The sequence below is a fragment of the Achromobacter aloeverae genome (assembly GCF_004121055.1).
GTDB classification, from domain to species: domain Bacteria; phylum Pseudomonadota; class Gammaproteobacteria; order Burkholderiales; family Burkholderiaceae_B; genus Bordetella_C; species Bordetella_C aloeverae.
The window spans coordinates 571,794-594,901 of the sequence record NZ_PYAL01000001.1; the positions used below are offsets into that span (position 1 = coordinate 571,794).

Consider the following 23,108-nt stretch of genomic DNA (forward strand, 5'->3'; position numbering starts at 1 on the left):
AGCACGTAACCAAGCGGCGGAACCCTCCATGCAGTTGTTGGCAGCGCTCATCAGCGGCCTGGGCCTGGGCAGCATGTATGCCCTCACGGCCCTCGGCTTTCACGTCACTCATGCCGTCTCGGGGACGGTCAATTTCGCCCAGGGCAGCTCGATGATGCTGGGCGCGGTGCTGTGCTTCACCTTCGCCCAGACCCTGGGCTGGGGCATGGGGCCGGCCATCGTGCTGTCGTTGGCATGCTGCGCGCTGTATGGCCTGCTGGTGGAGTTCCTGGCGGTGCGGCCCTTCGCCTCGCGCGGGTCGAATGCCTGGCTCATGTCCACCGTGGCGCTGGGCATCGTGCTCGACAACGTGGTCATGCACACCTTCGGCAAGGAGCCGCGCAGCCTGCCTTCGCCGCTGGCGGTGGCGCCCATCGAGGTCGCCGGCCTGGGCCTGGGCGTCTATCCGCTGCAACTGCTGATCCCCCTGGTGGGATTCGCGCTGGCGGCGGCCCTGCACGTAACGGGGCGCCGCACGCGCTGGGGCACGGCGCTGCTGGCCGTCTCGCAGAACCGCGACGCCGCGCGCTTGATGGGCATACCCATCAGGCGCGCGGTGGCCGCGGCTTTCGCGCTGTCGACCTTGCTGGCCGGCGTCGCGGGCGTACTGATCGCGCCGCTGTTCAACGTCAATGCCGACATGGGCACGCTGTTCGGCCTGAAGGCCTACGCGGTGGCCATCCTGGGCGGTATTTCCAGCGCGTGGGGCGTCATGTTCGCCGGCCTGATCTTCGGCGTGGCGGAGGCCGTGGTGACGGTCACGCTGGGCTCGGGCTATACCCAGATCATCACCTTTTTGCTGGTCATCGTGGTCCTCGCCGCGCGACCCAATGGCTTGTTCGGCCGCGCGGAGGTCAAGAAAGTATGAACGCCAAGTCTCTCGTCCTCGGGCTGGCCGTGGCGGCCGCGGCCATCGTCCTGGCCTTCACGCTCAACAGCTATTACGTCTTCGTGCTGGCCCAGATCGCGCTACTGGCCATCGTCGGCATCGGCCTGAACGTGCTGCTGGGACTGACCGGCCAGGTCTCCTTCGGCCACGTGGGGTTCTATGCGATCGGCGCCTACACGGTGGCCATCCTCACCACCAAGGCCGGCTGGAGCTTCTGGCCCGCCTGGGCCGCGGGCACCTTGCTGGCGGCGGCATCGGGCGCCCTCCTGGCGCTGCCCGCCCTGCGCGTGAAAGGTCCCTACCTGGCAATGATCACGATCGCGTTCAGCTTCATCGTCCAGCATGCCGCCATCGAGATGGACAGCATCACCGGCGGGCAGAGCGGCATCATGGGCGTTCTGCCGCCGAGGCTGGCGCAAGGATGGGGCGCCGAACAGACGATCACCGTGCTGGCCGTGGCAGCCGCCGCGGTCGTGCTGGCGGCCTACTGGCGCCTTGCGCGCGGCGCCTGGGGCGCCGCCATGCGCGCCGTCAAGGATAGCGAGACGGCCGCGCAATCCATCGGCCTGAATCCCCTGGTCATCAAGACGGTGGCGTTCACCCTCTCGGCTGGCGTGGCCGGCCTGGCGGGAGGCCTCTTCAGCCCGCTCTCGGGCTTCGTTACGCCCGACACCTTCAATTTCATGCAGTCCATCCTGTTCGTGCTGGCGGTCGTCATCGGTGGCGCCGGCACGGTGGCGGGGCCGGTCATCGGCGCGGTGATCGTGGGCGCGCTGCCCGAGGTGCTGGCGTCCTTCGAGGACTACCGGCTGCTTTTCTTTGGCGCCCTGTTGCTGCTGGTGCTATGGGTGGCGCCGGAGGGGCTGATGGGGCTGGGCCGCCAGATGCGCGCTCGCGCCTGCGGCCACGGCGCTGCCGCCGGTGGTGCCTCCGATGGTGCCGCTGAGCGTACCCCTGATGCCGCCGCCAATGCCGACACGCACGCCGCCGGCGCGGCAGCGGCTGTCCACGATGTCGCCTTGCCCCGCCGCCCGCGCGCGACGCTGGCCGCGCGGGACCTGGGCATCACCTTCGGCGGCGTGCACGCCGTCAGCGGACTGTCCATGCAAGTGCCGGCCGGCGCGGTCACCAGCCTGATCGGTCCCAACGGCGCGGGCAAGACCACGGCCTTGAACATGCTCAGCGGCTTCTACCGACCCAGCGCCGGCGACGTCCTGCTGGGCCAGCGCCCGCTTGGCGGACGGCCGGCCTTCCGCATCGCGCGCAGCGGCGTGGCCCGCACCTACCAGACCTCGCAGTTGTTCGATACGCTCAGCGTCGAGGACAACGTCATCCTGGCGATGGGCCGCGGCCGCCTCGGCGGCCTGCTGGCGAACCGCGATGCGCGCGGCGGACAGGCACGCGGCATGGCGCGCGCGCTGCTGGCCTATTGCGGCTACCGTGGCGCGCCGTCGGCGGCGGCCGGCGACCTGGCGCACGTCGACCGCCGCCTGGTCGAAATCGCCCGCGCCCTGGCCACCGATCCCGACGTGCTGCTGCTGGACGAGCCGGCTGCCGGCCTCTCCCGGGAGGACAAGGGCATGCTCGCCGCGCTGTTGCGCCGCATCGCCGACGCAGGCATCGGCGTGGCCATCGTCGAACACGACATGACCCTGGTCATGTCGATTTCCGACCAGTTGGTGGTGCTCGATGCCGGCCGCCGCCTGGCCGTGGGAACACCCGCTGACATCCGCAACGATCCGGCGGTCAGGCAGGCCTACCTGGGCGAGTCGCTCGACGTCAGGGTGGACGCGGTCCGCGCCCCTCGGACGCCAGGCCCGGAACTGCTGGGCGTGGCCGACCTGGTGGCCGGCTATGGCGCCGAGCCGGTGCTGCATGGCATCGGCCTGCAAGTGCGCCAGGGCGAAATGGTGGCCCTGCTGGGCGCCAACGGCGCGGGCAAGTCCACGTTGATGCGGACGCTCGCGGGCCTGCACCCAAGCCAGTCGGGCGCCATGCATATCGACGGCAATACCATCGAAGGGCGCCCGGCCGAAGCCGTCGTCGGCCTGGGCCTGGTGCTGGTGCCCGAAGGCCGCCAGGTCTTTCCCGAACTGTCGGTGCTGGACAACCTGCGCCTGGGCGGTTTCCTGCACCAGGCGGGACGCGAGGCACGCGTGGAGGAAATGCTCGATCGCTTTCCGCGCCTGCGCGAACGCCTGCACCAGCGCGCCGGCCTGCTCTCCGGCGGCGAACAACAGATGCTGGCGGTGGCCCGTGGCCTCATGAGCCGCCCCCGCGTGCTGCTGCTGGACGAACCGTCGCTGGGCCTGGCGCCCAAGGTGATCGCCGAGCTGTTCGCCTCGCTCGACCGCCTGCGCGCCGAGGACATGACGATATTGTTGGTGGATCAGATGGCCGGATTGGCGCTGGCCCTGGCCGATCGCGCCTACGTCCTCGAAAGCGGCCGCGTGGTGGCGCAGGGCACGTCGGCCGAGATCGCCGCGGACGACGCGCTGGCCAATGCCTATCTACATGCCTGAGGCAGGGCCGGCATCCCGGGCCCGCACGGGCCGGGATGCCGTGACCGAAGCGGAAACCGAAACGGAAACCGAAACACGGACCGAAGCCCCGGGCCGTGGCGTACGGTTCATGATCACGCCACCACGCCGGCCGCGGGCGGCTGCTGCTGCAATCCCGGCCCGCTCATGATGTTGATGCCCAGGTTGGCCAGGATGTTCCGCGTCACCGCATCCGGCACGTCCTCGGCATAGACGGCGATATTCAAGGCGCGGGCGGTCTCCAGTACCGATACCGTCAACTGCTGGCTGCCGATGCTGTGGGCCATGCCGCCGACGAAGCCGCCGCCCAGCTTCACATAGGCCAGCTGCAGATTGTGCAGCTGGCTCAGGGCGTTGAACTGCTGCGCCAGGCGGCGCACGCCCACGCGCATTCCGGACTTTGCCGCCACCCGGCACAGCGCCGCCACTTCGGCATGCCGCTCGACCAGGGCATGCGCATCGATCTCGACCAGCAGGCGACTGGCCTGCGTGCGCTTCTCCGCCAGCATGCGCTCCAGTTGCAGCAGGAAGTTCTGGTGCCCCAGCGAAGGCATGGACAGGCGTATCGTCAATTCGCCCGGGTTCATCATCAGCCAGCTCAGCGCCAGGCGGACGGCCTGGATGTCGCAGTCGGCCGACAGGTCCAGGCGGATCGCCGCCGGGATGAACAGCCGTGCGGGTATGGGCTCGGACGCATCCTCGCTATGCAGCATCAGCGTGGCCTCCTGCCGCACCACCTGCCCGTCCAGGAAGGACAGCGGCTGCAAGGACAGCGTGAAACGTTCGCGCTCGATGCCGGCCGTGATGACTTTGCGCCAGGAAGACTCGCTATTGGCCGACAGCATCGGCTCGTCGTCCGAGGTCAGTTGCACGTGATCGTCGCCCGAACTTTCACCGCGCATCAGCGCATAGTCCAGGCGCCCAAGCAGGTCTCCCACCTGCGCCCCCGGTGCATAGTCCGCCAGGGCCTGCACCCATCGGCACAGGCCGCCCTCGCCCACCGGAATACGTGCCGCGCGCAGTTCCGCGCGCAGGCGCTCGGCCACCATGATGGCCTTGGGCGCCGAGCAGCGCGCCAGCAGCAAGGCAAAATCCGATCCGTTCAGCCGCGCCAGCACCGGCTCGCCCACCTGCATGTTGTCCAGCATGGCGCGCAGGCGATCGACCAGCGTGCGCAGCCACTGGTCGACGAATTCGCGCGGCATGTGGCGATTGATGGCGCCTAGATCGCGCTGGCGGAACACCAGGATATGGCCGCCCGGCGTACCGGCATCCGCACCCGCATCCGCCTGCGCGCGCGAGGGGTCCAGCTCGCGCAGGAATTCGTTGATGAAGTACTTGCGATTGGCCAACCCCGTCACCGGGTCCTGGTTGACCTCGATCTGCAGGGACTCGATCTTCGCGTTCTGCTCGTCCGAGGTTGCGCGCAGCTGTTCGCGCGTCTGGTTCAGCGCATCCGTGATGCCGCTGAATTCGCGCACGCGCGGAGCCAGGTGCTGGCCCCACTGGCCGCGCCCGATGGCACGCATCTGCTCGCCCACCTCGGCCAGCAGGCGCTTCTCTATCCAGCGCACCAGCGCGAAGGCGAACAGCGCCCACAGCACGCCGGCGGCGACCACCAGCCCGATCATGCGCAGGCTGCTGCCCCACAGGGTCTCCCAGGCATAGACATCCGTGGCCGTCAGCGTGACCTCGCCCAGCTGGCGCCAGCCGTCGGTCACCACATGCGTCGCCGACTTGGCCGACAGGGGAACCAGGCGCTGGAACCAGCCCGGCACGGCGGCCGCCGCGTCCGAGCTGCGGGAAATCACGACCTTCCCCTGCGGGTCCATCAGCTTGACCAGGGAAAAATGCCCGCCGTCGAACAAGGCGGACACCAGCAGCTCCTGCGTGATGCGGTCGCTGTTCGCGGGTTGCGACAGCGACAGCGCCAACGATACCGCGGCGTCGTTGCTCTGCACCTGCAATTGTCCGGACAGGTAGTCGCGTGCCGCCGTCACGCTGAGGGCCAGCGTCCCCAGCAGGATGATGGCGATGGCCAGCGTGATGCTCAAAAGAAGTTGTCGGAGAATGGACATAGTTCGCTTTCCGCGGGCTTACTGTCGGATGCCTTCGCGCTCCATGCGCTGCAGCAGGTTGCGCCAGCGGCCGATACGGTCGACCGGGGCGGCTTGCTTGCCGTCGACGTAAACGCCGTCGGCATTGAAACTGAAGACGGGAACCAGGTCGCGCCGCTGCGACGCCGGCAGGATGCCGGACACCAGGCTGTCCAGCACCAGGGGCATGGCGTTGGGCGATGGATAGTAGCCCAGCACCATGTGCGCCACCTGCTCGGAACTTTCGGGGCCGCCGATACGCGCCCGCACGTAGACGAAGCGCAGCCGGCTGGTGGGCACGCCCAGCTTGATCAGGGAAAAATACTTGCCGATGACGTAGTCTTCACAGTCGCCGGCGCCCTTGCCCAAGGCTTCCATCGGCGTGGCCCAATAGTCGGGCACGCCCCACACGACCTGGTCCTCGGCCTGGGCGACATTCCGGTTCCAGAAGTCGTTGACGCTGGCCAGCTTGTCGGCTTCGGCCATGTCGCGGTCGTCCTGCAGCAATTGCAGCCACGCCGCCACCCGCTCGCCCCCGCGCGCGCCATAACGGCTGGCCGCCAGGCTTTGCAGCCGCTGGGTGTCCAGCTCCAGCGCAGCGCTCATCCCCCAGCCACAGACCAGGAAGATCAGGGCCGTCCAGCACAAGGCGAGGACGGCGCGCAGGCGCAGGTATCTAGGCATCGTGAAACATAGTGTAACTCCGGGTACCCCCTAGCAGGGGGCACCCGGACCTACTTGCCTGCCATCAGTCGTGGACGTGCAGCTTCTGCTTGGTAAGCAGGTCGTTGATGATGGCTTGGTCGGTTTGCGTACCGCCGTGCGTCAGGTCCACGTTCTCCAGCACGATCTTCTGGTCGAAGGTCTGGGCCGCCCCTGCCGCGAACTGCCCCGTCGTGCTCACCTGGATCACGGTGCTGCCGTTGGCGCCCTGGACGAAGTGCAGGTACTGGGTCAGCGAGCCCGCATCCGCGGTGGGGTTGTGCAAGAGGCCGGCCAGGTCAAGGACATCGCCGCCGTCCGCCGCCGCGGCCGTGGAGAAGTCCTTGATGGTGTCCACTGCCGGGCTCGACGTCGTTCCCTGATCGTTGAGCGCCCACTTGAAGGTATCGCTGCCGTCGCCGCCATACAGGGTATCGTTGCCCGCCCCGCCCACCAGGACATCGTTGCCCGCATCGCCGTACAGGGTGTCATTCCCGCCCTGGCCGTAGATGATGTCGTTACCGGCGCCGCCGTGGATGGTGTCATCCCCGCCGCGCGTATCCCCGCCCACATTCAGCGAATCGCTATGCTGACTGATGTAGTTGTAGATATCGGTGTCGGTGGCGTGACCCTGCGTATCGTTCAGGTAATCAACCAAGCCCTGCAAGCCCGCACCGTTATGGGTGCCAGCCGCATGGTTGGCGCTGTTCAGGGCGTCGGTGTTGATGGTGTCACCGAAGATGATGTCGTGGCCATCGCCGCCGTTGATCACGTCGCTGCCGACGGGGGTCGGGTTCGTCGTGGTGCCGCCGTTATGCAGGACGGTGGTCAACTGGTCGGGTTGCAGGACGATATCGACCTCGCCCGTCGGCGCCGTGATGTCGCCATGGTCGGTCACCATGGTGATATCGCTGACCGTCACCGACAGCGCCTTGCTGGACGTATTGTCGTCGACGCCGATTTCCAGGCGATAGGTTCCGCCATCCACCGCATCGGTCGTGATCGTATGGTTGCCGGAGTCGGTGACCATGCCGCTCTGGACGGTAGTCCAGTAAGAGGTATGGGTGGCCGGATTCGTTACATACTCCTGCAGATACCACTTCACCGTATCGTTGCTTTGATAGTTGGACGCCTTCATGTTGAACGAGAACGTCGCGCTCTCGCCGTTCGCGACAATCAGGCTCGTCTTGCTGGCGTACACCGTTTCCGCGCCATTGCTGGTCGAATCCGAAACCGTGATCGAATGGGTGTTGGAGGAGCCGCTGATGCTGCCGCCGCCATTCTGGACCAAGGCCCAGCCGCTGGTCGAATCAAGGTTGTAGGTCGACGAAGTCGACAGGTTGACCGTGCTAGTGTCCGTCCCGATGACGCCCGTGCCGGTCACGTTGGTGTTGTCGAAGAACTTCAGGATGTCCTGGTTGACACCGCTGCCGATCCCGATGCCATACACCGTGCTGACATCGCTCAGCGAGGCGAACGCATCGACCGAGTGCTGCATGACCGACGAGCTGCTTGTGCTGGAATCGCTGTTATAGGCGTTTGGATCGCCGTCGGTCAGGAAGAACGTCAGGTTCTGGTAGCCGTTGGCCGTCGTATACCCTTGGTTCGCCTGCGAACTGAACCACGTGGTCGCCGTATCGAAGGCGTCTTCGTAGTTGGTGCTATTTCCCGAAGCCGACAAACCGTTGATGGCCTTGATAAGCGCATCGGTGCTCTGGTCGACATCGCTAACCTTCAGGTCATGGATGGTCAGCAGGTTCGTGGCCGTCGTGCCGAAACCGATCAGCGTCAGGTTGATCGTGCCATCGTGGCTGGCAAGCTGTCCGACGAAGCTCTTGAGCGCGTCGATCACCAGTTGCATCCGCGTCTCGCCGCCGATGTCCGAGCTCATGCTCTTCGATTCGTCGATCACCAACGCGACGTTGTAGCTTTGCCCCGGGGTTGTCGTGGTGACGATGCCGCCCTTGTCGCCCAGGATGATGTTGTCGCCCGCGCTGCCCGGCGTACCGATGGCGCTGCTGCTGTTGTCGCCCTGCACCAATTGGTCCGTCACTGCCGAGAAGGTGTAGCTGCCCGATGTATCCTGGCCGCCGTGGGCCGTGCCGCCATTGTCCTGCACTTCGAAGGTAAACGTGCCGCCCGAACCCGACGCGCTGTTCTGGTACGAGAGGTGGCCAGCCGCGATATCGGCCGCCGAGATCGTGGCGCTGCCATTCTGGAAGGTCACCGCCACGCCGTTCAGCATCAAGGTACCGCTGGTAGGCTGGTGCACGATCACGTTCAGCAGCGCATCGTTCTCGCCATGCGTGGTGCCGTTGAAGCCGAAGTCGCTCGTCTGGAAGACGTGCACTTCTCCTGCGCCCAGGTGAGCCGAGAAACTTGCCGCCGCCGGGGCGTCGTTGACCGGGTTCACCGTGACATTCACCGTGGTGGTCGTCGTGCCGCCGTGGCCATCGCTGACCTGGACCTTGAAGCTGTCGCTACCGTTGTAGTCCGCCGTCGGGTTATACGTGAAGGTGCCGTCGCTGTTGACCGTCACCGTGCCGTGCTGTGGCCCGTTGGCCGCGCCCGCCGCCAGACTGTAGGTCAGCGTGTCGTGATCGGCGTCCGAGCCGGTGACCCTGGCGTTCAGGCCGGTCAGCGGCGTATCTTCGTTGGTCGTGAAGCTGAACGACGGGCTGGTCGTCGGCGCCTCGTTCGTCGTCGAGAACGTGTAGGTGCCCGACGTGTTCACGCCGCCGTTGGCCGTACCGCCGTTGTCGACCACTTCGAAGTTGAACGCGCCGGTCGCGCCCGACGCATCGCCCTTGTAGGACAGGTGGCCCGCGGCGATGTCGGCCGCCGAGATCGTGGCAAGGCCATGGCTGTCGAAAACCACCGCCGCATTGTTCAGCAACAGGGCGCCGGTCGTCGGCTGATGAACGATCACGCTTTGCAGCGCATCGTTCTCGCCATGCGTCTTGCCGTTGAAGCCGAAGTCGCTGGTTGCGAAGACGTGCACCTCATTGGCGCCCACATGCGCCGTGAAGTTCGCCGCCTCGGGCGCGTCGTTGACCGGATTCACCGTGACGTTGACCGTGGTCGTCGTCGTACCGCCATGACCGTCGCTGATCAGCACCTTGAAGCTGTCCGAGCCGTTGTAGTCCGCCTTCGGCGTGTACGTGAACGTACCATCCGCATTGACCACGACAACGCCATGCTTGGGCAGCGTATAGGTATCGGGGTAGCTGATGTTGCCATTCTCATCGACGGTCGGGCTGCCGGAACTGGGCGCCAGCGCGTAGGTCAACGTGTCGTTGTCGGCATCCGACGCGACGATCTTGCCATTGGTCAGCGGCGTATCTTCATTGGTCGTGAAGGCGAGGGTCGGATCTATCGTCGGCGCATGGTTCGTGCCCGTCACTTCGATCGTCAACGTGGTCGTGGAAACGCCGCCCTGGCCGTCGCTGACCTGGTACGTGACCGAAGTGCTTTGCTTCTCGCCCACCTGCAGGCCGGCGAAGGCGTTACCCGCGTCAAACGTGTAGGTACCGTTCGCATTGATGGTGAACGTGCCGCCGTGGTCGCCGGCGACGCTCGTGCCGACCAGGTCGCCGTGGCCGTTGACCTGGCTGACGTGCAGCGGGTCGCCGTCCGGGTCCGTGTCCTGCCCATGGCCGAGACCGTCACCGGTAATGACATTGCCCTGGGCGCCGCCGTCGGCGGCGGCCGTATTGCTGTCGGCAAGCGCGGTCGGCGCCGGATTGCTGACATCCCACGTGAACGTCTGCGAGACAGGCGCGTTGCTCGCGTCGGTGGCGGTCACCGTCACCTGGTACACGCCGTGATCACCGCCCTGCGACGCCGAACGGTCGATCGTGCCGCTGATCACGCCCGTGTTGACGTCGATGGTCAGCCCATCGGGTAGCCCCGTGGCGCTGAACGTCAGCTTGTCGCCGGTGTCCACGTCGTGGAAGTACTGCGACATATCGACATTGACGTCGTGCTGGGCATCGACGCCGGTCAGGTCCGAAGCCTGGCCGACCAGCACCGGCGCGTCGTTGGTGCCCGTCACCGTGACGGTCAGCGTGGCCGTGGACGTGCCGCCTTCGCCATCGGAGACGGTATAGGTGATCGACGTCGTCGCGGTCTGGTTCACGCCCAGCGCGTCGAAGTCCTTGCCCGCATCGAACGTGTAGTGGCCATTGGCGTCGAGGATGAACGTGCCGCCGTGATCGCCGGCAACGCTCGTGCCAACCAGGTCGTCGTGGCCGTTGACCTGGCTCACGCGCAAGGCGTCGCCGTCCGGATCCGTGTCCTTACCCTGGCCCAGCGTATCGCCGGTGATCACATTGCCGTCGGCATTACCGCCCTGCTGCGTCCCGACGCTGTCGTTCGCCGCGGTCGGCGCGGGATTGGCGACATTCCAGTCGAAAGTCTGCGACACCGTACCGCCTTGGCCATCATTGGCCGTGACGGTGATGTGGTACGGCCCGCCGACCGAAGCGGAGTGGTCGATGGTGCCGCTGATGATGCCCGTGTTCTTGTCGATCTGCAGGCCTTCGGGCAAGCCGGTAGCCGTGTAGGTCAGCTTGTCGCCATCCGCGTCATGGAAGTACTGCGACATATTCAGGTTGGCGATCGTCTGGGCGTCGGCGCCGCTCTGGTCGGGCGTGTGGCCCACCAGGATCGGCGACTCGTTGGCGCCGGTCAGCGTGATCGTCACGGTCTGGGTGTCGAAACCGCCATGGTGATCGCTCACCAGCACCGTGAAGGTTTCCTTGACCGTCTGGCCGCCATGCAGGGCCTGGACCTTGGCGTCGTTGGCCAGGTAGGTCCACTGGCCGTTCTGGTCGATGGTCAGCACACCATACTTGCCTTGGTTGCCGCCCACGATGGCCCAGCTGTGCGTGTCCAGCGTATCGACGTCGTTGACCTGCAACTGGCCGCTGACCGACGGCGCCTGCCCTTCGGTCAGCGCACCCGTGGCGGTGCCGTAGATATGCGGCTGATCGTTGGTGCCGACGATGGTGATGGTGACGTTGGTCGTCGTGCCGTCGGCGGTCTTCACCGCATAGGTCTCGACCAGCTTCTGCCCCGCCGCCAGCGCCTGCACGTCCGCGTTGCCGTTGTTCAGCTGGAAGGACCAGAGCCCGTTCGCAGCGACGATGAACGTCCCGTGCGCCGCCACGATCTTGTCCGCCTGGAACGACGACTGGCCCGCGTCCGCATCCTGGATGTTCAGCTTGCCGGCCGTGTATTGAAGCAGGCCGCCGTCCTCCACCACCAGGCCGACGCCCGAACCCGTGATCACGGGCGCGTCGTTGACGCCGGTCAGCGTGATGGTCACGACTTGCGTGTCCGTGCCGCCATGATGGTCATCGACCAGGATGGTGAACGATTCCGTCACCTGCTGGCCGTTGGTCAGCGCCTGCACGGCCTTGGTGTTGACGTTGTAGGTCCACTTGCCGTCCGCGTCCACGCTGATGCTGCCGTACGCGCCCTTGTTGGTGCCCTGCACCGACCAGCTGTGCGTGTCGCTGGTGTCCAGGTCGGACACCGTCAACTGGCCCGACACGGACGTGGCGGCGTCCTCGGTCAGCGCGCCGGCATGCTCGCCGCTGATCACCGGCTGGTCGTTGGTGCCGTCGATGGTGATGACGACCTGCGTTTCCGTGCCGTCCGCGGTGACGACCTTGAACGTTTCCGTCAGGTGTTCACCCACCGCCAGGTGCTGGACGGCCAGGTTGTCGTTGTCCAGCGTGTAGGCCCACTTGCCGTCGGACGTGATGGAGAACGACCCGTAGCTGCCGTCCGTATGGCCCTGGGGCTTGAAGGACGATTCGCCGGCGTCGGCATCCGTGATACCGATCGTGCCGTTGACCGACAGCTTGGTGTCTTCGACGACCGTACCCTGGTCGCCCGCCAAGGGGTTGGCGGGATCGACCGGGTTGCTGGGGGTGAGGACCGGCACGTCGTTGGCGCCCGTCAGGGTGATCGTCACGGTCTGTGCGTCGAAACCGCCGTGGTGATCGCTCACCAGCACCGTGAAGGTTTCCTTCACCGTCTGGCCCTCGCGCAGCGCCTGGATCTTGGCGTCGTTGGCCTGGTACGTCCACTGGCCGCTCTGGTCGATGGTCAGCACGCCATACTTGCCCTGGTTGCCGCCCACGATGGACCAGCTGTGCGTATCCAGCGTATCCACGTCGCTGACCTGCAACTGGCCGCTGACCGACGGCGCCTGGTCTTCGGTCAGCGCGCCCGTGGCGGTGCCGTAGATATGCGGCTGGTCGTTGGTGCCGACAATGGTGATGGTGACGTTGGTCGTCGTGCCGTCGGCGGTCTTCACCGCATAGGTCTCGACCAGCTTCTGCCCCGCAGCCAGCGCCTGCACGTCCGCGTTGCTGTTGTTCAGTTGGAAGGCCCACAGCCCGGTGGTGCCGATGACGAACGTCCCGTGCGCGGTGACGATCTTCTCCGCCTGGAACGAGGACTGGCCCGCATCCGCATCGCGGATGTTCAGGTTGCCGGCCGTGTATTGCAGCAGGCCGCCGTCTTCCACCACCAGGCCGGCGCCCGAACCCGTGATCACGGGCACGTCGTTGACGCCGGTCAGCGTGATGGTCACGACCTGCGTGTCCGTGCCGCCATGATGGTCATCGACCAGGATGGTGAACGATTCCGTCACCTGCTGGCCTTCGGCCAGCGCCTGCACCGCCTTGGTGTCGACGTTGTAGGTCCACTTGCCGTCGGCGTCCACGCTGATGCTGCCGTACGCGCCCTTGTTGGTGCCCTGCACCGACCAGCTGTGCGTGTCGTTGACGTCCACGTCGGAGACCGTCAACTGGCCCGACACGGACGTGGCGACGTCCTCGGTCAGCGCGCCGGCATGATCGCCGCTGATGACCGGCAAGTCATTGGTGCCATTGATCGTTATCGTGATCGTGCTGGTGGCCGAACCGTCGGCACTGGTCACGGTGTAGGTCTGGACGATGCTCTCGCCCTGGCCCAGCCCCTGCACGGCCGCGTTGCCGTTGTTCACCAGGAACGAGTACGAGCCGTCCGGCAGGAAGACCAGCGTGCCGACTTCCTTGCCGTTGCTGGCCGTGGTGCTGTCGAAATGCGCGCCCGGGCGGAAGAAGCTCTGGGCAAAATCGACGTCGCTGATCGTCAGGTGCCCGGTGGTGCCCAGGTAGCCGTGATTGACGTTGGTGTCTTCCGTCACCGAGCTTGCGCCGCTGCTCAGGACCGGCACGTCATTGGTGCCGTGGATGGTGATGGTAATGGTGCTGACGGCCGTACCGTCGGCGCTGGTCACCGTGTACAGCTGGACGATGCTCTGGCCGGCGCCCAGCGCCTGCACCACAGGGTTGCTGTTGTCCACCGTGAACGTGTAGCTGCCGTCGGTGTTGAAGTCGAGGTGTCCGATCTCCTTGCCGGCCGACCCGATGACGAACTTGGCGCCGTCCTTGAAGCTGTTCTGGCCCGCATCCACGTCGGTGATGGTCAACTGGCCCGTGGAGGTCAGATGGCCCGCCTGGTCGACATTGACGTCCTCGGTTACGGAACCCTTGCCGGAGCTCAGCGTGGGCACGTCGTTGGTGCCGTTGATCGTGATGGTGATCGTGCTGGTGGCCGAGCCGTCCAGGCTGGTCACCGTATAGGTCTGGACGATGGACTGGCCGGCGCCCAGCGACTGCACCGCCGGGTTCTTGTTGTCGACCGTGAACGTGTAGCTGCCGTCGGCATTGAACACCAGTTGGCCCAGCTCCACGCCGCCGTTGCCGGTGCTGCTGTCGAAATGCGCACCCGGCTGGAAGCTGCTCTGGCCCGCGTCCACATCGCTGATGGTCAGGTGGCCCGAGGTCGTCAGGTTGCCGCCATGGACGTTCTTGTCTTCGGTCACCGCTCCCGCGCCGCTGCTCAGCGTCGGAATATCGTTGGTGCCGTTGATCGTGATCTCGATGGTGCTGGTAGCCGTGCCATCCAGGCTGGTGACGGTGTAGGTCTGGACGATGGACTGGCCGGCGCCCAGCGACTGCACCGCGGGATTCGTATTATCGACCGTGAAGGTGTAGGAGCCGTCGGCATTGAACACCAGGGTGCCCAGTTCCGTCCCGCCATTGCCCGTGCTGCCGTCGAAGTGCGCGCCGGGCTGGAAGCTGCTCTGGCCCGCATCGGCGTCCGTGATGGTCAGCTGGCCGGACGTGGCCAGTTGACCTTCATGCACCTCGGCGTCCTCGGTCACCGCCGCCGTGCCGCTGCTCAGCACGGGAATGTCATTGGTGCCGTTGATGGTGATTTCGATGGTGCTGGTCGCCGAGCCGTCGGCGCTGGTCACCGTGTAGGTCTGGACGATGGTCTGGCCTTCGCCCAGCGCCTGCACCGCGGGATCGGCGTTGTTCACCGTGAAGGTGTACGTGCCATCGGCATTGAACACCAGCGTGCCCACTTCCGCGCCGCCATTGCCGGTGCTGCCGTCGAAGTGCGCGCCAGGCTGGAAGTTGCTCTGGCCCGCGTCGACATCGGTGATCGACAACTGGCCCGACGTCGTCAGCACGCCGTCATGGACCTCGGCATCCTCGGTCACGACGCCCTTGCCGCTGCTCAGTTCCGGCACGTCGTTGGTGCCGTTGATCGTGATGGTGATGGTGCTGGTGGCCGAGCCGTCCGCGCTGGTGACCGTGTAGGTCTGCACGATGCTCTGGCCTTCGCCCAACGACTGCACCGCGGGATTGTCGTTATCGACCGTGAAGCTGTAGGACCCGTCGGTGTTGAACACCAGCGTGCCCAGTTCCGTGCCGCCATTGCCCGTGCTGTGGTCGAAATGGGCTCCCGCCTGGAAGGTGCTCTGGCCCGCGTCGACGTCGGTGATGGTCAGCTGACCGGACGTGACCAGCTTGCCCTCGGCGACTTCGACGTCCTCGGTCACCGCATTGACGCCGCTGCTGAGCTCGGGAATATCGTTGGTGCCGGTGACGGTCACCGTCAGGGTAGCGGTCGACGTGCCGCCTTCGCCGTCGGAAACCGTGTAGGTGATCGACGTCGTCGCGGTCTGGCCCTCGGCCAGCGCGTCGAAGTCCTTGCCGGCATTGAAGGTGTACGAACCGTCGGCATTCAGGGTGAACGAGCCGCCATGGTCGCCGGCCAGGGCCTTGCCTACGTTATCGGCCTGGCCGTTGACCTGGCTGACGGACAGCCTGTCGCCGTCCGGATCCGTGTCGGCGCCCTTGCCCTGCGCGTCGCCGGCGATGACGTTGCCGGACGCGCTGCCGCTTTGCAGCGTGGCGGCGCTATCGTCGGCCGCGGTGGGGGCCGGGTTGCTGACGTTCCAGGTGAAGGTCTGCGAGGACGTCGCGCCGCTCGTGTCGGTGGCGGTCACGACTACCTGGTACTGCCCATGGTCGCCGCCCTGGGAGGCCGAATGATCGATATTGCCGGAAATCACGCCCGTGTTGGGATCGATGGTCAGTCCGGGCGGCAGGCCGGTGGCGCTATAGGTCAGCTTGTCGCCGTTGTCCACGTCGGCGAAATGGCTGGCGGTGTCCAGGCTGATGCCCTTCTCGGCGTCCGTGCCGGTCACGTTGCCAAAGGCGGTCGACGTCGGCGCGTCGTTCACGCCGTTGACGGTGACGGTCAGGGTCGCGGTCGACGTGGCGCCGAACGGATCGGTCACGGTATACGAAACCGACGACGTGGCGCTCTGGCCGGCGCCCAGCTGATGGAAGGCGTCGCCCGGGTTGAAGACGTAGCTGCCGTCGGGGAAGACGGTGAAGGTGCCGCCGTTGTTGCCGGCCACGGTGACGCCGCCGGTCACCATGTTGGAAGTGCCCACCGACACGATGGCCAGGGCGTCGCCGTTGGGATCGGTGTCGTTGGTCAGGATGTTGCCGCTGACGGTGGATTTCTCGGTGGTGACCTGGGTATCGTTGCCGGCGTTGGGGGAATCGTTTGCAGCGGTCGCCGCGCTGCCGGCATCCGCCAGGCCGATATTCAAGCCTTGTGCGGCGGGCACGCCGTAGGACAGGTCCAGCGGGCTGGTCGTTTCGACGATGCGGGCCAGGCGCACGAAGCTGCTGCCGCCGCCGTCACCGCCACCGGAGATCAGGGCCGCCGTCGGTTCGAGGTTGTCGAACGGATCCTGGCCGGAGTTCAGGGCAGCCAGCAGGCGGTCGGAATCGGTGCCTTGCGGCGGCGCCACGCTGGCTTCCTTGGCGTCAACCGGCTGGCCGGCCATGTCGGCATTGAACGAGACGTCGCGGTTCTCGCCGATCACCAGGGGCAATCCATCGTTGACCTGCAGGGCGACGGTGCCCCCCGTGGCGGTCACGATATCGCTATCGGCGGGCACGCGGCTGCCGACATGCAGTTCGGTCAAGGAACCATCGCTATTGCGGATCCAAGCGCGTCCGGTGACTTGGGTGACGACTGCGGGTTGGGTATTGGCCATTTGGATTGCTCCGGTTTTAGATGGAGTAATACTAAAGACGGCCCGTCAAGGACGGTATTGTCCTCAAGGACAGGTTTCGGAAATTTCTTGCAGCAGGTGGGGGCGCGCCGTCAGGCCCGCGAAATGCCATGCACGCGCAGGGCCAGTTGCAGGCGGTCGCTGACGCCCAGCTTCTCGAAGACGGCGGAAAGATGCGCCTTGACCGTGCGCTCGGTAATGCCCAGGGCGGCGGCGATTTCCTGGTTGCTGTCGCCTACCGCGGCCTGCCGGGCCACCATGCTCTCGCGCTCGGTCAGCAGGTCGTTGTGCCAGGTCTCCTGCTTGCCGGCACGGCTGTCGACCAGGCGCAACAGGCGCTGCACCAGCGACCGCCCCATCCAGATCTCCCCTGCCCCGACCACGCCCAGCACCTGCGCCAGCGCGGCGACGGGGGCATGGGTATGGCAGTAGCCCACCGCCCCGGCGGCCAGGGCCTTGGTGCCCTGTTCGTCATGCGGCCGCGGGCTGGCCACCACCACTCTCAAGCCGGCGATGGCGTCATTCCACTGCTCGCTGCCCATGGTGGGCAGCCGCGGCACGTCCAGGTCTATCATCGCCAGGCCGCGGCGCTGTTCGCGCCAGCGGGCCAGGTCGGCCAGGGTGCGGCCGCGCGCGGGCAGCCAGCCCTGCGCATCCAGGCCAGACCAGTGTTTCCAGAGCAAATCATCGTGCGTGACGCACAGGACGGGTGTGACTTGCATCGCGAGCTGCCTCTCGGATCCTTGACTCGGACCCTTAACGTTCCGTGAATGCGTTGGACTTGGCGCGCAGGATGGGCTTGAGCAGGTACTGCAGGACAGTGCGCTTGCCCGTCAGGATATGCACTTCGGCCACCATGCCGGGGATGATGGGCATGGTGCCGTTGCCCAGGCTGGATTTCTCCGTGCGCACGCGGATCACGTAGTAGGAATTGCCGCGTTCGTCCGTGATGGTATCGGCGCCGATGGTCTCCACCTGCCCTTCCAGCCCCCCATAGATGGCGTAGTCATAGGCCGTGAACTTGACCTCGGCCTTTTGCTGGGCGTGCAGGAAGCCGATGTCGCGCGGATTGATGCGCACTTCCAGCAAAAGGGTGTCGTCCGTCGGCACGACTTCCAGGATGTCCTTGCCCGGCTGCACCACGCCGCCCACGGTGTTGTTCAACAGCGTCTTGACCGTGCCGCGCACGGGCGACCGGATTTCCGACAGCTTGACCTTGTCGGCCAGCGCCAGTTGCCCTTCGCGCAGGGTCGCCAGCTTGGTATTGGTATCCGACAGATCACTGCGTGCCTGGTTGCGGATGTTCAACTCCGCCTCCTGGACCTTGCTTTGCGCCTCCTTGATCGAGGCCTGGATACGGTCGATCTGCGCTTCCGCCGCCTTGGCGTCGCCGCAGCTCTTGGTGACGTCGCGCTGCAGGCGCAGCAGGTCCACTTCCGACACGGCGCCGCTCTTGAGCAGGGGCTTGGTCACCGCCATTTCGCGCGAGGTCAGCGAGCAGGTCGTCGCCGCCTGGTCGCGCTTGGTCTCGGTTTCGCGCAATTCTTCCTGGCGCTGCTTGACCTGCTCCTTGGCGACGGCGACCGTGGCGTTCAGCTCGTTGGTGCGCTGGATCCAGGCGTTGCGTTCGCTTTCCGCGGCGGCGGGCAGCTTGGCCACCACCTCCGGCGGCGCCTGGAAGACCTCGCCGGTGGCCAGGGCGTGCAGACGCGCGGCCTTGGCCAGCAAGGACAGGTACTCGGCATTGTTCTCGCCCAGCGAAGAATTGAAGCGCGTCGGGTCGATACGCAACAGCACCTGGCCGGCCTCGACCTGCTGGCCAGGTTTCACCAGGATCTCCTTGACGCTGCCCCCGTCCAGGCTCTGCACCACCTGGACCTGGCGTGACGGCACCACCTTGCCGTCGCCGCGCACCACTTCGTCGATGAAGCCGAAGTAGGCCCACGCCAGCAGGCCGGCCACCACCAGCAGGGACGTCCACAGCAGCACCCGCGCGCCGCGCGCCTCGGCCTGGTGGATGGCCCATTCGGCATTGCCGGCGTAGCCTGTGGTGACCTTGGGGTGCCCGCGCTCGCTGCCGTGGATCAACAGGTCGAACAGCCAGATGAAGGGCAGGAAAGGCAGGCGCAGCAGCGCCCCCAGGAAAGAGCGTTGCGGCTTGATGGCGTCGGTGTTCATGTTCAGCTCCCCCGACCCACGCGGCCCGCGCGCAAGGCCTCGACGACCTGGTCCTTGGGACCGTCGGCCACGATGCGGCCGTTGTCGATGACCAGCAGCCGGCCGACCAGGTCCAGCAGCGCCGTGCGGTGCGTCACCAGCAACAGCGTCTTGTTCGCGCTGGCGGAGGCCAATTGCGCGCGCAGCCGCGATTCGCTCTGGTGATCCATATTGCTGCTGGGTTCGTCCAGCAGCAGCACGGGGGGATCGTTGATCAGGGCCCGCGCCACCGCCACCGACTGGCGCTGGCCGCCGGACAACGACTCGCCGCGCTCGCCGATCAGCATATCGAAACCGTTGGGATGGACGTCGGCGAACTCATGCACGCCGGCGACCTGGGCGGCCGCCAGGATGCTGGCGTCGTCGGCGAAGGGAGCGCCCATCGCCAGGTTGTACTTGAGACTGCCGTAGAACAGCACCGGATCCTGCGGCACGTAGCCGACGGCCCGGCGCAGGTCCGCGGGGTCGATCTGGCGCACGTCCACGCCATCGAGCAGGACGATGCCCTCCTGCGGCTGGTACAAGCCCAGTATCAGCTTCTCCAGCGTCGTCTTGCCCGAGCCGATGCGGCCGATGACGCCGATGCGCTCCCCGGCCGCCAGCTTGAAGGAAACGTCGCGCAGCGCCGGTTGGGCGGCGCCCGGATAGGTGAAGGTGACGTTGCGGAATTCCAGCGTGCCCTTGAATACGGGGCGATGCAGGAACTCGGCCGACGCCGGCCGCTCCACCGGCAGCTGCATGTAGTTGTCGATGGAGCCCAGCGAGGTGCGTGCGTTCTGGTACTGCATCAGCAGCCCGGCCACCTGGCCCAGCGGCACCAGGCAGCGGCCGCTGATCATGGACGCGGCGATGATGCCGCCCATGGAGATGTCCGAGTCGTGCGCCAGGTATACGCCGATCACGACCACGGAGATCGAGACCAGCTGCTGCAAGGCGGAGACGAAGCCCACGGTGGTGGAGGAAATCAGCTTCAGCTTGCCACTGGCCTGGGCGATGAATTCGGTGGACCGCTCCCAGTTGCGCTGCATGGCGCCCTGGGCATTGAGCGTCTTGACGGTCTCGAAGCCGGACAACGCCTCGACCAGCGTCGCATTGCGCTGCGACGACGCCTGGTAGGTCGACATCGTCAGGGCTTCCATGCGTGCCTGCGCGGCCAGCGAGACCAGCAGGATCAGCACGATCGCGACCAGCGGCGGCAGGATCATCCACGGCGAGATCCAGGACAGCACCAGCAGGAACAGCACGATGAACGGCAGGTCGACCAGCGTGGTGATGCTGGCCGAGGCGATGAAATCGCGCACCGATTCGAAGGATCGCAGGTTGGCCGCGAAGGAGCCGACCGACACCGGCTTGCCTTCCATGCGCAGGTCCAGTACCCGCTCCATGATCTGCGACGACAGCCGCACGTCCACCCGCTTGCTGGCGCTGTCGACGACGTGGGCCCGCGCGGTCGTCAGGACGGTGTTGAAAACCACCACCAGCGAGATCCCCACCACCAGCACCCACAGCGTTTCGATGGCGTTGTTCGGCACCACGCGGTCGTACACGTTCATCGTGAACAAGGGCATGGCCATGGCGAACACGTTGATCAGCAGGGCCGCCAGCAGCGCATCGCGATACAGCCGCCGGTTCTCCAGTATCGCCGCCCAGAACCAGTGCTTGCTGCGCACCTTGCCGACCTCGGGCGAGCGCGCATCGAAGCGGAACTGGGGCCGCACGAAACACGCCAGGCCGATGTAGTCCTGCGCCAGCTGCGCGGCATCGACTTCCACCGCGCCGGCGCCCAGCTCCGGATGGCTGATCAGGTACTTGCCGTCGCGTACCTCCAGCAACAGGCAAGCGCGATCGCCCCTGAGGAACAGGATGGCCGGCAGCAGATCCGCCGGGATATCCCGCAGCGTCCGCTTCACCACGCGCGCCGACAGTTGCGCGCGGGCCGCGGCGCGCGGCAACAGGGCCGGCGTCAGGCGCTGGTCCACCAGCGGCAGCCCGGCCGACAGCGCCTGCGCCGTCGACGGGACGCCATGCACACGGGTCAGCTCGACCAGGCAGTCCAGCAGGGGATCGTCGTGCGTACTGCGGGGGTCGACACGCCAGGAAGCATCCAACGCGGGATCAAATAACTTGTCCGTCTTCATCGCCAAGCAAATCCAGATGTTCGGATAAGCGCGCCCGCTGCTGTTTGCGTCGCGTCAACTTCTGCTGCGCCTGGACCGGAAGATCCGTCAGGCGCAGCGTCCCGTTGGCAATCAGGACGTCGATAAGGTCTTCCAGGACGCGGACAAAATCCGCGTCCAACCTCGAAAAATCATCCTCGCCGTCTTCGATCGCCACGATGGATCACCACTTCCCGCCAGCCGGCGCGTCAGCCTTGGCCGGCACGAATTCCGGCGGCGTGCTGCCCTTGCCATACTCGACCTTGATCGGCTGCAGGCGCGCGTCGTCCGGCACCGTCGAATTGCAGGTCTTGATGATGTCGTCGGTCATGGCCAGCTTGCCGTTCTCTTCCGGCGTTTCGTCCTTGGCGGCCCGGATGCCCAGGGCCGGCAGCAGCTTGTGCGACAGCGCCAGCCACTTGAATTGCGCGGCTTGCAGGTCGTACAGCGCGTTGGTCAACGACCGGCGCGATTCGAACAATTCGTTTTCCGTATCCAGCAGGTCCAGCAGCGTGCGCTGGCCGATCTGGAATTGCTGGCGATAGGCGTCGCGCACCTTGGTGGTGGCCACTTCATGGTCGCGCAGGAAAGGCAGCGACTGGCGCAGGTGGTTGATGTTGTTCCAGGCCACGGCCAGGTCCTGCTGCACGTTGCGGCAGGTGTAGTCGCGCACGTCGCGCGCGGCGTAGCCCTGCTCCGCGGTCTGGCGCAGGCGGGCGGAGTCGCCGCCGCCGCGGTACAGGTTGTAGGACATCACGACCTGCACGTTGGAGCTGCGCACATTGCGGTAGTCGCTGCCCGGCTGCGAGGTGTCCGTGCCCGACGACGCGACAAACTCGAACTTGGGCGAGAACGCGCCCTTGGCCGACTGTTGGCCGGCCTGGGCCGCCTGCAACAGCGCCTGCTTGGACAGCACGCTGGGGTTGCTGCGCAGCGAATCATCGAAATTCGACGGTTTGGTGGGCAGCTTGTCTTCCACCTTGGGCGTAGCGGCCAGCGTCGTGGGCGCGCTCATGCCGGTCACGCGGCGAAAGCGCGACGTCACGTCGTTCAGGTTCGCGCTTTCCGTCATCAGGTTGGTCTGCGCCAGCGACAGGCGGCCACCGGCCTGCTCCATGTCCACCCGGCGGCCCACGCCCGAGTCCGCGCGCTCGCGGATCTGCTTCAGCGTGTCCTCGTGCAGGCGGTAGTTGGTGCGGGCCAGCAGTTCCAGGTCGCGATAGCGCTGCAGGTCGATATAGGCCTGCACGGCGTTCAGGGCCATGTCGTCGCTGGTGGCCAGCAGGTCATAGAAGCGGGACAGCTTTTCGAAGCCGGCCTGCTTGACGTCGCTGCTGGTCTTGAAGCCGTCGAACAGCAATTGGCGCAGTTCGACGTTGTAGCCGGGACGGTTCCAGTTCTGCGACGACTGGTCACCGGGCAAATGGTTCTGCCACTCGTGGCCGTAATAGCCTTGGGCATTGACCTGAGGCAGGAAGCCGGCGCGCGCCACGTTCTGGCCCTCAAGGCTGGCGCGGAAATCGTGGTAGCGGGCCTGGATTTCAGGGTTGCTGAGCAGGGTCTGTTCGACGACCTGGTAGATCGTCGAACCGCCGCCGGGCGTGGCGTCCGATGCGGCGGCCACCGGGGGCTTGGCCGGCGCCGGTGCAGGCGCGGCTGTCCTCGCCGGGGTCGCGACGGGCGCGCTGGACTTGGCGGGCGCCGCGGCCGGGGTGGCGGTGGTGGCCGGCGCGGCTACAGGCGCGGCCGTGGGGGTCGATGTGGACGTGGGCGAAGTCGACTTGCCGAAGTTCTGCCAGGTTGCCGGCTTCGCGGCGCCGGGTTGACCGGACGGGATCGGTGCTTTCTGCGCGACGGCGGCGCCGGACAGCGCCAGGACCACGAGAGCCACCGAGGATTTCAGACGAAAAGGAGACATGACATTCCCTGAATAGCCAAAAAACAAAACGTGTCTTATGTAACGACTGAATTCCCCATGGCAACATCCAGACGATGGTCCTGACCGGATGAACCGGTAATTTT

10 protein-coding genes are annotated in these 23,108 nt (G+C 66.2%); 2 read left to right on the forward strand and 8 right to left on the reverse strand.

Going from position 1 to position 23,108, the window contains the following annotated elements; all coding sequences use genetic code 11:
• Positions 1–28 precede the first annotated feature (28 nt).
• Entirely contained in the window at positions 29–907 is an 879-nt protein-coding gene (locus C7R54_RS02505; protein ID WP_129148606.1) for a branched-chain amino acid ABC transporter permease, read from the forward strand.
• On the forward strand, positions 904–3,450 hold the full coding sequence (locus C7R54_RS02510) for a branched-chain amino acid ABC transporter ATP-binding protein/permease (protein ID WP_129148607.1): 2,547 nt from the start codon (positions 904–906) through the stop codon (positions 3,448–3,450). The genes C7R54_RS02505 and C7R54_RS02510 overlap by 4 nt, the downstream gene beginning before the upstream one ends.
• Positions 3,451–3,563: 113 nt before the next feature.
• Here the strand turns inward: C7R54_RS02510 and C7R54_RS02515 are convergent, their stop codons facing one another.
• The 8 genes from C7R54_RS02515 to C7R54_RS02550 all read right to left on the reverse strand — a co-directional run bounded on the left by C7R54_RS02515 (position 3,564) and on the right by C7R54_RS02550 (position 23,004).
• The gene (locus tag C7R54_RS02515) at positions 3,564–5,546 is read right to left on the reverse strand and encodes a bifunctional diguanylate cyclase/phosphodiesterase (RefSeq protein ID WP_129148608.1); all 1,983 of its coding nucleotides are present in this window, start codon (positions 5,544–5,546) and stop codon (positions 3,564–3,566) included.
• A gap of 18 nt (positions 5,547–5,564) precedes the next feature.
• Complete coding sequence (locus tag C7R54_RS02520; RefSeq protein WP_129148609.1) at positions 5,565–6,248, reverse strand: transglutaminase-like cysteine peptidase; 684 nt, start codon at positions 6,246–6,248, stop codon at positions 5,565–5,567.
• A gap of 64 nt (positions 6,249–6,312) precedes the next feature.
• Entirely contained in the window at positions 6,313–16,695 is a 10,383-nt protein-coding gene (locus C7R54_RS02525) for a retention module-containing protein (protein WP_129148610.1), read from the reverse strand.
• A 110-nt stretch (positions 16,696–16,805) separates the two neighbouring features.
• Complete coding sequence (locus C7R54_RS02530; RefSeq protein ID WP_129148611.1) at positions 16,806–17,435, reverse strand: helix-turn-helix transcriptional regulator; 630 nt, start codon at positions 17,433–17,435, stop codon at positions 16,806–16,808.
• A 34-nt stretch (positions 17,436–17,469) separates the two neighbouring features.
• Positions 17,470–18,891, reverse strand: coding sequence for an HlyD family type I secretion periplasmic adaptor subunit (locus C7R54_RS02535; protein ID WP_129148612.1), 1,422 nt, complete (start codon positions 18,889–18,891; stop codon positions 17,470–17,472).
• Positions 18,892–18,893: 2 nt separating this feature from the next.
• Positions 18,894–21,068 carry a type I secretion system permease/ATPase gene (locus C7R54_RS02540; RefSeq protein ID WP_129148613.1) on the reverse strand — a complete coding sequence of 725 codons (2,175 nt, stop codon included), beginning with the start codon at positions 21,066–21,068 and terminating at the stop codon, positions 18,894–18,896.
• On the reverse strand, positions 21,046–21,264 hold the full coding sequence (locus C7R54_RS02545) for a hypothetical protein (protein ID WP_240039342.1): 219 nt from the start codon (positions 21,262–21,264) through the stop codon (positions 21,046–21,048). Before C7R54_RS02545 ends, C7R54_RS02540 begins: the two co-directional genes overlap by 23 nt.
• A 6-nt stretch (positions 21,265–21,270) precedes the next feature.
• Positions 21,271–23,004, reverse strand: a complete 1,734-nt coding sequence (locus tag C7R54_RS02550; protein ID WP_129148614.1) for a TolC family outer membrane protein — start codon at positions 23,002–23,004, stop codon at positions 21,271–21,273.
• Between the last annotated feature and the right edge of the window lie 104 nt (positions 23,005–23,108).

Excerpts from the sequence above, each read along its gene's own strand:
- C7R54_RS02540 (WP_129148613.1), bottom strand. The coding sequence starts at position 21,068 with ATGAAGACGGACAAGTTATTTGATCCCGCGTTGGATGCTTCCTGGCGT.
- C7R54_RS02515 (WP_129148608.1), bottom strand. The coding sequence starts at position 5,546 with ATGTCCATTCTCCGACAACTTCTTTTGAGCATCACGCTGGCCATCGCC.
- C7R54_RS02530 (WP_129148611.1), bottom strand. The coding sequence starts at position 17,435 with ATGCAAGTCACACCCGTCCTGTGCGTCACGCACGATGATTTGCTCTGG.
- C7R54_RS02550 (WP_129148614.1), bottom strand. The coding sequence starts at position 23,004 with ATGTCTCCTTTTCGTCTGAAATCCTCGGTGGCTCTCGTGGTCCTGGCG.
- C7R54_RS02525 (WP_129148610.1), bottom strand. The coding sequence starts at position 16,695 with ATGGCCAATACCCAACCCGCAGTCGTCACCCAAGTCACCGGACGCGCT.
- C7R54_RS02535 (WP_129148612.1), bottom strand. The coding sequence starts at position 18,891 with ATGAACACCGACGCCATCAAGCCGCAACGCTCTTTCCTGGGGGCGCTG.
- C7R54_RS02510 (WP_129148607.1), top strand. The coding sequence starts at position 904 with ATGAACGCCAAGTCTCTCGTCCTCGGGCTGGCCGTGGCGGCCGCGGCC.
- C7R54_RS02505 (WP_129148606.1), top strand. The coding sequence starts at position 29 with ATGCAGTTGTTGGCAGCGCTCATCAGCGGCCTGGGCCTGGGCAGCATG.
- C7R54_RS02520 (WP_129148609.1), bottom strand. The coding sequence starts at position 6,248 with ATGCCTAGATACCTGCGCCTGCGCGCCGTCCTCGCCTTGTGCTGGACG.